Origin of the sequence: Paraburkholderia tagetis, from assembly GCF_022213065.1 — a bacterium.
Classification (GTDB): Bacteria; Pseudomonadota; Gammaproteobacteria; order Burkholderiales; family Burkholderiaceae; genus Paraburkholderia; species Paraburkholderia tagetis.
Map to the genome: position 1 here is coordinate 1 of NZ_JAKLJA010000087.1, position 13015 is coordinate 13015.

Annotated in this window: 10 protein-coding genes; 2 read left to right on the plus strand and 8 right to left on the minus strand. The window is 60.9% G+C overall.

The annotated features are described in order from the left end of the window. Nucleotides 1–401 precede the first annotated feature (401 nt). Complete coding sequence (locus L5014_RS37790; RefSeq protein WP_238468967.1) at nt 402–725, minus strand: DUF4148 domain-containing protein; 324 nt, start codon at nt 723–725, stop codon at nt 402–404. 382 nt (nt 726–1107) lie between these two features. Between L5014_RS37790 and pstS the strand changes: the two genes are divergently transcribed. Both pstS and L5014_RS37800 read left to right on the plus strand, forming a co-directional pair. Continuing rightward, nucleotides 1108–2136, plus strand: coding sequence for a phosphate ABC transporter substrate-binding protein PstS (gene pstS / locus L5014_RS37795; protein ID WP_238468968.1), 1029 nt, complete (start codon nt 1108–1110; stop codon nt 2134–2136). 327 nt (nt 2137–2463) lie between these two features. Further along, complete coding sequence (locus tag L5014_RS37800; protein WP_338019395.1) at nt 2464–3144, plus strand: response regulator transcription factor; 681 nt, start codon at nt 2464–2466, stop codon at nt 3142–3144. 501 nt (nt 3145–3645) lie between these two features. On the opposite strand, the gene L5014_RS37805 is transcribed toward L5014_RS37800, so the two are convergent. The 7 genes from L5014_RS37805 to L5014_RS37835 all read right to left on the minus strand — a co-directional run bounded on the left by L5014_RS37805 (nt 3646) and on the right by L5014_RS37835 (nt 12741). Then, on the minus strand, nt 3646–6723 hold the full coding sequence (locus L5014_RS37805; protein WP_238468970.1) for an efflux RND transporter permease subunit: 3078 nt from the start codon (nt 6721–6723) through the stop codon (nt 3646–3648). Next, on the minus strand, nt 6720–7772 hold the full coding sequence (locus L5014_RS37810; protein ID WP_238468971.1) for an efflux RND transporter periplasmic adaptor subunit: 1053 nt from the start codon (nt 7770–7772) through the stop codon (nt 6720–6722). Before L5014_RS37810 ends, L5014_RS37805 begins: the two co-directional genes overlap by 4 nt. 2 nt (nt 7773–7774) lie before the next feature. Continuing rightward, on the minus strand, nt 7775–9142 hold the full coding sequence (locus L5014_RS37815) for a TolC family protein (protein ID WP_238468972.1): 1368 nt from the start codon (nt 9140–9142) through the stop codon (nt 7775–7777). Between the two features lie 563 nt (nt 9143–9705). Beyond that, on the minus strand, nt 9706–10188 hold the full coding sequence (locus L5014_RS37820; protein WP_238468973.1) for a hypothetical protein: 483 nt from the start codon (nt 10186–10188) through the stop codon (nt 9706–9708). 83 nt (nt 10189–10271) lie between these two features. After that, nucleotides 10272–10616 (minus strand): hypothetical protein, encoded by a 345-nt coding sequence (locus tag L5014_RS37825; protein ID WP_238468974.1) that lies wholly within the window; start codon nt 10614–10616, stop codon nt 10272–10274. A 445-nt stretch (nt 10617–11061) separates the two neighbouring features. After that, entirely contained in the window at nt 11062–11382 is a 321-nt protein-coding gene (locus tag L5014_RS37830) for a DUF4148 domain-containing protein (protein ID WP_238468975.1), read from the minus strand. A 519-nt stretch (nt 11383–11901) separates the two neighbouring features. Next, a complete protein-coding gene (locus L5014_RS37835) occupies nt 11902–12741 on the minus strand; it encodes a sensor histidine kinase (RefSeq protein ID WP_238468976.1) in 840 nt (279 codons plus the stop codon). Nucleotides 12742–13015: the final 274 nt, after the last annotated feature.

The window sequence follows — 13015 nt, forward strand, 5'->3', positions numbered from 1 at the left end:
TCGCCATGGTGGTGGAGTTCGATTGAGGAAGTGTTACCGTGAGAAGCAACATTCTCCTTCAATCGCCACCGCCTTCTCCTGCCTCCTCCCTACGCCGCATACACCACTTCCGACGATAACTCGAGTTGGGGCGGTGTTCCACACTAAGTATATTTGACCGGCCAGACTTAAGACCAGGTTAGCGTTGTCCTTCACGATTCCATATCCGCTCTGCCAAGGTATTTGCATGCCCTTTGATGGCTGGAACCACGGGGGCGGACAGGCGAGCGCTTCATAAGGACACTGGTGCGCAATGCCGGCACGAGCGGAACATCGCGGTATCGAAGACGATGCGTGCGGCGCGCGAGGCGCGCGAGGCGCGGAAGGCCTCACGACTTGCACGCCGCACAGGCGCACTACTGTTAATGGTGTTCGAACAGCTTCGATCTGTCGTGGTGTGCGCTCTGGGATTGGCCGGATTGCGAACTGCTCCCGGTGCCGCTGCCCATACCCGACGCAGCCATCGCGGCAGCCGATTCTTGAGCTGCAACTCGGGCCTCGGCCGCTTGAATATCCTCCGGATAGTTATTGTCGCGCGCCCGGGCGGGGTTGTAGCCGGCCTTTTCAATCTGTACGAGCTGGGCGCGTACCTGTGCGCGAGTCAGTGGGGTGGCCGTTTGAGCAAACGAAGCCAAAGGGGTGAGCAGAATGCCGATAATGGCGATTCTGGTGATTGTCGTGTTCATTTAACCTCCCGACCTTCAGGTCGTACCAAGAGAACCTGGAATCCATCTTAGGGGGGATACTTATGTCAAAGTTAACGGTCGTTGCGTCCCGGCATCTCTAAACGGCACGCTATTCAGCCAGCGAGTGAGCTTCGCGGTCCGCCGCCACGGAGACGTGCGGTGCGTGCGGGAAGACACTGGCTGCCCCGCAGCTATTCGGCGTCAGCCGTTGTAACGTCGTCACTTTAGGATCGTGGTTTTCTGAGCGGAGGACATATTGTCGGCATCAGGATTTGCCGTCGTCGTCGAAGTAAAAGTGAGAGCGATTTCAGGTTCACGAAAATGTCACACATTGCGGCTATCGTCCGTCGCCACTCACTTAGTTCTGCAAAGGGGAACATAAATGAAACTGAAATCTATTCCAGTTGTGATGCTTGCGTTGCTGTCGGTAACCGCTGCCCATGCTGCAGATATCACAGGGGCAGGTAGTACCTTTGCGCTTCCGATCTACACGAAATGGGCGGACGCCTATCAGAAGTCGGGCGGCGGCAAGGTCAACTACCAGGGCATCGGCTCGTCTGGCGGCATCAAGCAGATTCAGGCGAAGACCGTCGACTTCGCGGGCTCGGACGCTCCACTGAAGGACGACCAACTGGCCAAGGACGGCCTGTTCCAGTTCCCGACGGTGGTCGGCGGCGTCGTGCCGGCGATCAACGTGCCGGGCGTCAAGGCCGGCGAACTCACGCTGTCGGGCACGGTGCTCGGCGACATCTATCTCGGCAAGATCAAGAAGTGGAACGATCCGGCCATCGTCGCTCTGAACCCGAAGGTCAAGCTGCCTGATCTGGACATCGCCGTGGTCCGCCGTGCCGACGGTTCGGGTACCACGTTCATCTGGACCGACTACCTCTCGAAGGTCAATCCCGAGTGGAAGAGCAAGGTCGGCGAGGGTACCAGCGTGAGCTGGCCGACGGGCACGGGCGGCAAGGGCAACGACGGCGTCGCGGCCTTCGTGCAGCGCCTGCCGGGCGCGATCGGCTACGTCGAGTGGGCGTACGCGAAGCAAAATCACATGGTCTACACTGCCATGAAGAACGAATCGGGCGCGGTCGTTCAGCCGACCACCGAAACGTTCAAGGCCGCTGCAGCCGGCGCGGACTGGAAGAAGTCGTTCTACCAGATCCTCACCAATGAGCCTGGCAAGGACGCATGGCCGGTCGTCGGCGCGACCTTCGTGCTGCTGCATACGGCCCAGGACAAGCCAGAGCAGGGCAAGGAAACGCTGAAGTTCTTCGGCTGGGCGTTCAAGAATGGCGGCGCCGCGGCCGACAGCCTCGACTATATCTCGCTGCCGCAGTCGGTCGTGAGCGAAATCGAGTCGCAATGGAAGGCAAAGATCAAGGATTCCAGCGGCAAGGAAATCAGCCAGTAAATGTCATGGGTACAGGTTCGGGTTTGCGCGATCCGTACCTGCCAGACGCTCTGTAGACCAACCTGTGGGACTGCAGGGCGGTCGAGTCCAATCGTCCTCCAGCTGCATGGCTGCGGGTCGTACGCGTCATGGAGCGGGCCCTGCCGGGATGGTTTGTGCCATCGGGTGCACAACATCCAGGGCGCTAATGCCGGTCCGGCGTTGCAGGAGCACTCAATCCCCTTCAGTCCAGATCGATACGATATTTCATACGTATGTCTTTGCACCAGTTAAGCTAAGCTTAAGCACCTCACAGTGACAATCTGGTCACGGTGACTGGAGAATTGCGTGAGGCTGCTACTGGTTGTAGACGACGATGAAGGAGCGCTTCCGGTCATGGAATGGGCGCATCGCTCAGGATATGAGCTTGACTGGGCGAGCAGCGCATACGAGGCGGAGCTTGGCCTGCAGTATCGAACCCACGAACTCGTACTTCTCGATTTTGGGAGTCCGGGTCTGGATCCGATCCGCCTTCTGCGAGGCTACCGAAGAATCGGGGGCCGTGCAACGGTCATCGCCATGCTTCCCCACGGTCACTTTGATAGCCCGGCGGTGGCGCTCGACGCCGGCGCCGACGATTATCTTGTGAAACCGTTTGAGCCGGAAGATCTCGGCGCGCGGACTCGCCTGTTGTTTCGCCGACCGCCCCACGATAAGGCGCCGGTCACGATCGGCAATCTGGCTTTAAACCCGCTCGATTGTTCGGTATCGCTAGACGGGCTACCCGTGGCATTAAGGTCCAGCGAATACCGGCTGCTGGTTGCGCTCATGAATGAACCCACGCGCGTATTCTCACGTGCTGAACTGGCCACGCAGATTTATGGGCGTCCCCGGGGCGTCGCGGGCAATGCGGTCGACGTTCTGATACACCGTTTGCGGCACAAGCTCGGTGGAGAGAAGATCGTGACGGTCCGGGGCGTCGGTTACCGGATGCGCCCAGCAGCGCGCGCATGTCATTTCACCGAGTAGTCTGGCGCCAAAGGGGATAACCCACTCTGAAGAAAATAGAATGAAGCAATACCCTGAAGCCGCCCTTCTCATTTCCCTCGCGGTTCTTCCTGCATTGGCGTCGGCGAAAATGCAGGGTACCGGAGTCGCGGGTCACAGTTCGTGACGTGCTCTCGGATCTGCATACCTATGTGAATCGATTACATAGCGTGGGGTGATCAGGCTCAGCACAGGGAAACACCACTGGGCATGTTGCGAGCCCATCGTGTCCTGGCAGGGTCGGTCGAATCCCGCAGGATATGCAGGTTGGCATGAAGGCGGCCCCTGCGTACCAACGTTACCGGTGCCGCAATGCGCGGGCTTGGGCGTTACGCAGCCACCTTGTGTGCGCCGATGCGCTATCGATCAGGCGTCAGGCGGAGCGACTGGCGAAATCTGCTGGTTTGGGGAGTAATCCGCTATGGTGCTGTCGACCGCGTGCCATTTCGCATTGCCGCATGCCGCCGATCATCGGCCGGTCCGTCAACGAGGTTTCCGTTTGCTTGTGCGGTCGGAGGTCGTCAACCCGATAAATACAGGCATCGCCAGCAGTACGAGCGGCAACTGCACGCTCGCGCCTGCGATGATCGCGATCGCAAGCGGCTGGAGCATCTGGTCGCCAGAGCCACTGATGGCGGCGCCCAGCGGCACAAGTGCGAGGATCATCGCGAGCGTACTCATCGTGATAGGTCGGAGGCGATTGAGTGCCGCTTCACGCAGCGCCTCCCGAGCGCTCATTGTCTGTCGCAGCATCTGGTACTCGGACACCAGGAAAATTGCCATTTCCGTTGCGATGCCGATGATCATCACCATACCCATCATGGCTGTAATGTTGAGTTCGACCCCGGTCGCCCAGAGCCCGATGAACACGGCTCCGGTTGAGACGAGCGATGTAGCCATGATGATGAGCGGAATGACCAGATTGCGATAGAGAAATAGCAGCAGGACAATTTCGGCAGTAACCGCCGCTGCGAATACCTTGATCATTCCCTGCACCGCCATCTGCTGCTGCCTGTACGCGCCGCCAAACGTGTAGGTCACGCCTGCCGGGATCAGGCCCGGCCTGTCCAGCGCGCTGCGGACCGCCGTGATGGTCGAACCAAGATCGTGCGATCCGCTGATCTGGGCCGTCACTGCGACGATTTGCCGAAGGTTGTCGCGCGTCAATTGCGGCTGGCCCGAGATGAAATGCGTCGAGGCTACCGTCCCGAGCGAAAAAATCTGACCATTCGGCGCGCGAATCGGCAGATCGCCGAGCGTGTCGCGATAGATCGGCACCTGTGGTGCGCTCAGCCAGAGCCTGACGCCCACATCCTGGACCGTGCCGAGATAGCGGGTGACCACCGCGCCGTGCAGATAATGGTAGATCTGATCCTTGATTTCCGCCGGCGTCATTCCCTTGAGCGCGGCTGCGGCCAGGTCGACATGGATCTCGAGTGCGTCGCCGGCAGGCACCACCCCGTCGTCGACCGAGGCGGGCTCGACGCCGGGCACCCTGCTGATCGCATCGGCCACCTTCCCGGCCACCGTGCCGAGGACAGCGGGGTCTTTCGCGCTTAACTGGATTACGACAGGCTGCCGGCGGCCCACCATGTCTCCGATCATGTCACTCATCAACTGGTGCGTGTCGAAATTGATCCCGGGAACGAGTTGCGTGACTTTCCCTGAAATGTTGTCCATTACCTTCCAGATATTTGGTCGACCTGACGGATCCACGAGACGAACGAAGAAGTCTCCCTGATAGGTTTCGGTCAGGTCGCCCCCGAGCCCGGCGCCGGTGCGGCGTGAATATGTGTCGACGTAGGGATTGCTTTTTAGGATCGCCTCGACCTGTTGCAACTCACGGTTGGTCTCGGCGAGAGAAGTCCCAGGCGCGGAATAGTAGTCGAGCACGAAGCCGCCTTCGTCCATGCGTGGCAAGAAACCGGTGCCCACGTGGTGGTACGCGAGATAGCCGGCGCCGCCGAGGACGAGCAGTCCCGGCAGGATCAGCCATGGCGCCCGGAACAGCGCGTCGAGCAGGCGCGCATGGGTGCGCCGCAGCCAGGTGTCCTTGCCATGTCCAGGATCCGTCCACGCAGTAAAGTCGACCATCGCCCGGGCAAGCAGCGGGGCCGCAAAGGCGGTGAGCAGAAAGGAAATGATCAGCGACGACGCCATGGTCACCGACAGGAATTTGAAGAACGCACCAGTGACCCCAGACAGAAACGCGAGCGGGATAAAGATGATGGTGGTCGCGAGCGTCGAACCGAAGAGAGGTGACAGGAATTCCCGCGCAGCGTGCAGAACGCCAGCATGCGGATCTTCCTGATCCGGATGGCCGGCGCGACGTGCGATATGCTCGATCATCACGATCACGTCATCGATCAGCAGACCAATCGCCGCAGCGATGCCGCCGAGCGTCATGATGTTCAGTGTCATGCCGAACAGCCACAGGATCAGCACGCTGCAGAGCACCGACATCGGCACGACGATCATCGCGACGGCGGTTACGCGCCAGTTGCGCAGGAATGCGAACAGTACGCCGGCGGCAAAAACGAGTCCGATCGCTATAGCCTCCTCCAGCGCGGCGATCGAAGAGCGCACGAGCTGTGTCTGGTCGTACCATTTGTACAGATGGATCGCCTTCGACTGCGTCTTCATGAACGTATCGAGATGTTGACTCACGAGCTTCGCGAGGCTGAGGGAGTCGGCGCGATCCTGCTGGTACACGTCGAGGGTCACGGCCGGGTGGCCGTTGTCGTTCACGAGCAGCCACTGGGGCACGGAGCCCATTTTGACCTGAGCGATCTGCGACAGCGTCATGACACCACCTTTCCCGGTGCGCACGGTCGCGTTGCGCACCGAGTCAAGCGAGGTGAAGGCGTTGTTGCTGACCGCCAGATAAAGCAGGGCGTTGTCTTCGAGCCGTCCAACAGCCGACACGGTGTTTGTGGCCGAGAGAGAGTGGGCGACGTCGGCAAGTGTCAGCCCATAGGCTTGAAGGGTTTGCGGCGTGACAGACACCTCGACTTCCGGCGTCTGGCCACCCAGAACGCCAACGCGGCGTATGCCAGGGATACCCGTCAGCATTGGCAGGATCTGATATCGCGCGATCTGCCGAAGATCGGCCAGTGGGACGTGATCGGAAAGCAGCGCGTACGACACGAACGGCATGATGACGTTCGGGCTCATCTGAATGACACTGTAGGCTGTGCCCTGCGGAAGATCGGGCAGCTTCTGCGCGAAGGCGGAATCGACGCTCAGGAGCGCCTGATTCATGTCCGAGCCCCACGGAAAATCCACGAAAATCTCGGCCGAGCCACGCGATGTCGTCGACGATACGCCCACCGCGCCCGGAACCGCGCGCGCCGCGGCCTCGAGCGGCTCCGTGACGTCGATCAGCATCTGTTTGGCGGGCATGCTTCCCGCGTCGACCTCGATGCGGATGCGCGGAAAGCTGGTGAGGGGAAACAGGCCGTCAGGCAGGCTGATCGCGGCATAGACGCCGGCCAGCGTCAATATAAAAGCAACGGCGAGAACGGGAAGACGATTGCGGTGCAGCCACCTCGGGAACGTCATTTCGCCCCCTTCTGACCCTGTGCTGCGACTCGGATCTGCATGCCGTCATCGAGCTGGTGGTTACCGGACAGAACGAGTGGCTGGGTGGCATTCAGTCCATTACCTTGAATGACGTCCTTGTCACCCTGCGCGTCTGCAATGCGTATCGTGACTTTGCGCGCTTTCATTCCGTTGGCCTGCACGACGTACGGATTGCCGTGGTCGTCGACGAGAATCGCCGTGTGTGGGACTACGTAGCCCTGCGTTTCGCCGATGATGATCGTCGCATTGGCGGCCTCTCCGGGCAGAAGGCGATCGGCTGGCAGTGAAATTTCGACGGGAACGAGGCCGGTGGCAGGATCGATCATCGAGCCGCGCTGCAGGACGGTTCCCGGCCAGGTCCTGTGGTCGCCGACCGCAGTCAGACGCGCCGCGTTCCCACGGTCGATGAGTGCGGCGTCAGCAGGTGCGACTCCGACCTTGAGCACTACGCCGTCGGGTTTCGCGAGGTCGACCAGCGGTGTTCCTGTCGAGGCGAGCGTGCCTGGTGACGCAGAAACATGCATCACGATCGCGCGAAATGGTGCGCGCACGACGCTGGAGCCGCCGGCTCCCTGAGCTTCGAGCGCAGCAAGGTTCGCCCGTGCATCAGCTTCTGACTTTTGCGCATCTGCGAGCTGCTGCGCAGTCGCCAGATGTTGCCCGGACATCTGCTTCGTCCTCGCGGCGAGCTGCTGCGCGACCTGCAGCGCCGAGCGGGCCTGCGACCAGGCTGCGGTCGTTTGCGGGCTCGGCGCGAGTTGCAGCAGCGGCGCGCCGGCGGCCACTTCCTCGCCTTCCCGGACATAGACGGCCCCAACCGTCGCGGACGTCGGGGCCATCATGGTCCGGCTTGCCGCCGCGGAAGGCTGAATGAAGCCGTATGCGTTGATCGTGCGCGGCAGGCTGCCCTGCTGCAGGGCAGTCAACGTGACGAGCACGCTCGGCTCGCCGGTGTCAGCCTGTGCAGGGGCAGTGTGGCCCAGCCAGAACGCCAGAGCGGCCGCGCCACCTATCCATCGATTTTTCATGATCACCTCACGGAATCGGGCGGAGCCATCCGGGTGGAGGGGAGTCCCAAACCCAGCTCCAGTGCGAGAGCGATACGGGCCTCGTCGAGTCCGCGTTCGAGATCGAATACGTCGAGACGCCGGTGGATCGCTGTCGTTTCGTAGTCTGCCAGCGCGCGTTGATCGAGATTGTCCTGCTCGTAGGCTTTCCTTGCCGCCTGCGCCTGAGAATCGGCCGCAGCAGCATCCTGGCGGGCCTTCACCAGATAGTCGCTGATGCGACTGCTTCGCGCCTGAAGGGCGAGGGTGCTGGACACGCTGTCATCGAGCCGGCCCTGATACTGTTCATGCAGCAGGCGCCTCGTGGCACGTGTTCGGGCGACCTGGCCCTGGTTGCGGTTGAAGATCGGCAGATCGAAGGTTGCGGTGGGCCCGGCCGAGCGCACGTCCGAGGTGTCCGAGTTCCATGCGCCGCCGAGGACGAACGCCGGAAACTGTCCGAGGATGGCACCGCGCACGTTTTCGTCCGCGGAGCGATAGCCGAGCTGAAGCGCGATCAGGTCGGGACGTCGGGCCGGAATGCTGGCGATCAGCGCGTCGATATTGGCCGGCATCGCAGGGATACGGGGCTCGTCAATGGCAAACCTGACATTGGGTTTCATGCCGAGCACAGCATCGATGTCCTGCCAGTTCGTGAGTTGCGTCAGTTGCAGCGAAGCGAGCGCATGTTCGGCGGATGCCTTCGATGCCAGCAGCGGTGCGAGCGCAGGCAGGCTCAGGCTTCCCGCGTCTACCGCAGTGCTGACCTGCGAGGCGGCTTCCGAAATCGACGCGAGCTCGGCCTCAGTGCTGCTGATCGAGCGCTCGCCCCAATAGAGATCGACGGCCAGGAGGCGGGCCTTTTGCGCGACCTGCCACTCCTTCCAGAGCAGCTCCGCATTCACCTGTGAAACATGCGCGTGAGCGGCCGACACGCGAGTTCGATAGGTGAGAAGCGAAGCAATGTCCTGGCTTAGCGAAGCGACATATGCGCCCGTCGTGCCTGGCCCGCCAAGCAGGGCCGCATAGCTGAGGCTTACCGACGGATTGGGCAGCAGGGAACTCTGTATCAGTCTGCCTTGTGCAAGGTCGAACTCGCCGCGCTCGGTGAGAAGCTGCGGCGCGTTGAGTATCGCGAGAAGGCCGATTTGATCCACGCTCAACGGCTTCTGGACATCGATCGTGGGCGAGTCCATTCCGGGTGCCGGCCCGGGCAAGGTATGCCTGATGTCGTCGATGCGATCCGCGAGCCGGGCTTGTTCGGCGAGTGGTAGCGGATGATAGGATGCGCACCCGCCGATCACGAGAGCACCCGCCAACGCGCCCACGATAGTTGAAAATCTTCTTGCCATCTTCCGCTGCCGTAACGTGCAGGCGATGTTGTGCCAGATTATCCGAACGCCACCGTTGTGTTTCCATCCACCCGAAGCGGGCCTGGTGTGTCACGCAAAAATGACTGCGAACCCGGAATACGTCGAAGCATAGGGCGTGAACGGTTAACACTGCCTTAAGAGAGCGCGGCCACGATAGCGCATCGAATGCGACCACGTCTGCATGCCAGCCCACGGGCAGAGATGAACTGTCGCGGGAACGTTGGCGAACGCGATCGCGCAAGCCGTTTGGGCAAGGCTCGCGAGACGTTTCCACAACAATCGACAGCAGCGCGACGCTAACGAATGCGGCCAGTGGAAACCGCGGTACCTCCGGAGGCGCTCCAGAAAAACCCGCCAGGTAAGCACAGACCCAGGTCTCCACGAGTTCGGCCATCAAGGCCCGAATACTTCGACGCAGCCATTCGGACAGGAAGCGTCACCCGCGCCAACCGGAACAAAAGGAAGGCCGTTATTGCCGGCGACTGAATGCGCATCCTTGCCAGTTGGCAGGTTGCCCAGCCAGCGACGGCGGCGAGCGTCAATCAAACCAACCACGGGGCCATCTGGATTGGCCACTGCGGCCGGCGCGTAGTTTCCAGAGCGGCGATCGTACCAGACATCGTCCGCTCCCCGACCCGCGCGAACGATTGGGTTACCTTACCGGAGCGGGTGTCGAGCAATAGTGAATAAGGCGGGAATCCGGCGCTAACTGCATCGTCGCTGCAGCCAACAAACAACTGCGCCGCAGGTCCGACCGCCAATCCGGCCGGTATGCATTGCGATACATGATCCATTCCGACAAGTTTGTGTTGAATCGGATCGGTCACCACCACACGGCCATCGGACGGCGTGCTGCCAAGGACGGGGACAGCAACGTATACCATTCCGCTCGTCGGGTCCCAGACAGGCTGTTCGAGCCCGCCTGTCGCTTTTGGAAACGCGATCTTTGACTCGATGGCGTAGGGCGGGCGAGATGAAATCAGTGTCACGAAAGGCGGGAGATCCGCATTGTTTGCGGCGATCACCAGGTGATCGCGTGGGTCTTGCGCGAGCTCGCCTACACGCTTGGAGCCGCCGGTCGACACCGATGCAATGGTGCGCTTCGATCCTACTTCAATGACCTTGACACTGCTGCCCCGTCACCCGCCCAGACCTGATGGCCGCCGACAATGACGACGCCGTTCGGCCTTCCCAGGTCTGCCTTTCGTACCCCCGCGAAACCTCCGAGCTTTGCAAGGAATCGACGGTTGTGGGTGCCGATCAGATCGACGGAAGCGTTCGATTGGTCAGCCAACGCGTAGATTCCCTGTTCGGCGAAGCGGATGTCGAAGCTATTCAGCGACACGCCAGGTATGTCGATATGGCCGACGAGATGGGCAGGTTGCGTCGCATGCGCCACCGCACAGAGTGCGACTAACGCGATCACGGTTGTACTTCTGGGAATATCGAACATCGTTTCGTTCAGGATAGGGACGTAGTGAGGGAAATATGGCAAAGGGCTATGCGCATTCGTCGCTACTCCGGTCGATCAGGGCGTGGCCCTGCCCGCGGAGGCAGTGGGAATTGACAATGCCCGGGTGGCCCGTGCGTGGACGCGGTTCGCAATCGCTGGACCCGCATGTCGCGCGGCAGTCAAATCACATTCAGGAAGCACCGGGCGGTGGGCCTTTCCTCCCGGGAACCCAGACATGACAGCCAGGCGGGCAAGCTCCACCGGTCCTGTGTCGTCGGGCTACGAACGAGCGGAGCGACCCGCACTGACTTTGTGCGCAATGCGCGGAAAGCCGCGTCGCCATTTCAGGACCAGGTCGCTGCGAATGCTTCGCGCTGCTCCGCTGCTGCCAGGCAGCACATTGTCTTTCACAATCGGTGCCGCCTTCCCTGCGGCGTCGCTTTGGCTACTTTCCGGGATAGCCGTACATTGCACGCCAGTTGTCAGTTGAGAGGCGCTGACCGGACTGAGACACGCCGACAGCCATTCCGCCATAACCGGGATATGCATTACCTTTGCGGAAATCATGGGCACTCACGCGGGCTTCGGCGGCCTGTATATCCGCGGGATAATGAACTTTGCTCGGCTTGTAACCGGCATGCTCAAGCTGGACAAGTTCTTCCCGGATCTGTGCCCGGGTAATCGGGCCGCCCGTCGGCTGAGCGAACGAGATCGCCGGAGTAGCGATTGCGAATAATATCGCGAGCGTCCTGGTGGTGGTGTTCATGAGCAGTACCTCCGTGATTGTGCCTGCTTACAGTGAGCTGGCATCGTGGATGTCTGCGATTGCAGTCTCTCCCCTTGAACTTAAGAGCAGGTTAACGCCCGTTTCCGTAACTCTGTCCCGGCCCTCGAAATGTTCGCGCAGCCGCCTTCATGCAGCACAACCGGTAATGCGGTAGAGAAAATATGGATACCTATGTATTCGATCGCTGATGGCAAAGTGACTGATCCTGTGGCTCGATCCGGATCTGGACGTGGCGGCTCCAGCCGTCTGGCGCGGGTAGCGGCGTTCGTGCGAGAGGGCCAGCAGCAATTCCTGGATACCGCCACGCCCGGGAGCACCCGTGACCGACGACGGCAACGGGAGCGGCGCGAATGAGTCAGTTTTCGTCGTCCTCGTCGCGATGATCGTGCTCTTCGCGCCAGTGGCACTTGTGGCTCCATCCTTCACCTTTTTCGTCTTGATATCCATATCCGTAGAACGGGGCGCGCGACGAAAGCGGTGAACCGCTCGCTTGATTTGCTATTCGGGAACGGCGGGTCCGTTCTCAATTACCTCAAAACCCGGACGACCACCCACGCGCGTAAGTACAAGAACGATCGTGCCGCCGCGCGGGGTAGAGCGGATCGCTTTGCCCAGCAGATCGTTCAGGAGCATGATGAGTCCCTGCGGATCGGCTGTCAGGTCGCATGTGTCGTCGTCGGTTACAGGTGGACGCACTGTGAGCCCCAGGGCTATGTCTTTCCCCTCAGCCAGCAGCAAGAAGTCGCTGATGACCTGCTCACTGAGGCGCCGCAGGCTCACAGCGGCCCCGGCAGTGGCATGAAGGCGTCTTCGCCGGTGAGCTGGAGCCAACTCCTGTGTGAGGCGAATGAGCCGCGTCAGGTGCGTTTTTCCGCGTCCGGCAGTCGGTGACCCGGCGCTCAGCATGCAGTTGTGCAGGGCGCCCTGCAGGGGTAATGCGAGCTCAGGGAGCGTCATCCACACTTGGCGCGCGAACTCGCCAGGTAGGATGCGCCGTGCGTGGGAGGCCGCATTTTGACGCTGGCATAGGGAGTCGAGCCCCTTGAACGGCGTGCGCAACTTGGTGGTCATCGAACTATCAGGGTTGGTCGGTCCGAGCGCGTCATGCGACGAACAATAAATCGGTACGCCGTTTGTGTCCCCAATCCCGACGAGGAAGTAGCCGTCGGCGAAGCCATGCGTATTCGGTACTCCGTGTTTCGCGAGGTTGGCCCCAGGTTCGCCTGCAGTGACAGCACGACGGCGCACCACCCATAGTCGAACAACTTGCCAGCTTCCTTGAGCGCGCGGTCGATGATATCGAAGCCAGCCCAGCACCCGGCTGCGGATCGATTCCATTCGCCCCTTTTCAGCCGATACGCCGCGTCGCTCACCGTGCCGATTTGTTCGGCGTCGATTGTACTGATCTTTCTGCAAGCGTGCATATCGACCTGAAAGCATTCAATTCTTTCAGTAGAAACGTGCGTCATCGATTCTGTTCCGCACCGAATTAAACACGACGACATAAATATTGCAGCATAGTATGCTCGCATGGTTACTCTCTTTTTGTGGAGCATCCATGCGCAAGCTTGAAATAGCAGATGCGGAGATCATGCAACTCGCGATTCGACAG

Coding starts and splice junctions, on each gene's coding strand:
- L5014_RS37790 (WP_238468967.1), bottom strand. CDS start 725: ATGAACACGACAATCACCAGAATCGCCATTATCGGCATTCTGCTCACC.
- L5014_RS37810 (WP_238468971.1), bottom strand. CDS start 7,772: ATGAAAAATCGATGGATAGGTGGCGCGGCCGCTCTGGCGTTCTGGCTG.
- pstS (WP_238468968.1), top strand. CDS start 1,108: ATGAAACTGAAATCTATTCCAGTTGTGATGCTTGCGTTGCTGTCGGTA.
- L5014_RS37825 (WP_238468974.1), bottom strand. CDS start 10,616: ATGTTCGATATTCCCAGAAGTACAACCGTGATCGCGTTAGTCGCACTC.
- L5014_RS37815 (WP_238468972.1), bottom strand. CDS start 9,142: ATGGCAAGAAGATTTTCAACTATCGTGGGCGCGTTGGCGGGTGCTCTC.
- L5014_RS37805 (WP_238468970.1), bottom strand. CDS start 6,723: ATGACGTTCCCGAGGTGGCTGCACCGCAATCGTCTTCCCGTTCTCGCC.
- L5014_RS37835 (WP_238468976.1), bottom strand. CDS start 12,741: ATGGAATCGATCCGCAGCCGGGTGCTGGGCTGGCTTCGATATCATCGA.
- L5014_RS37830 (WP_238468975.1), bottom strand. CDS start 11,382: ATGAACACCACCACCAGGACGCTCGCGATATTATTCGCAATCGCTACT.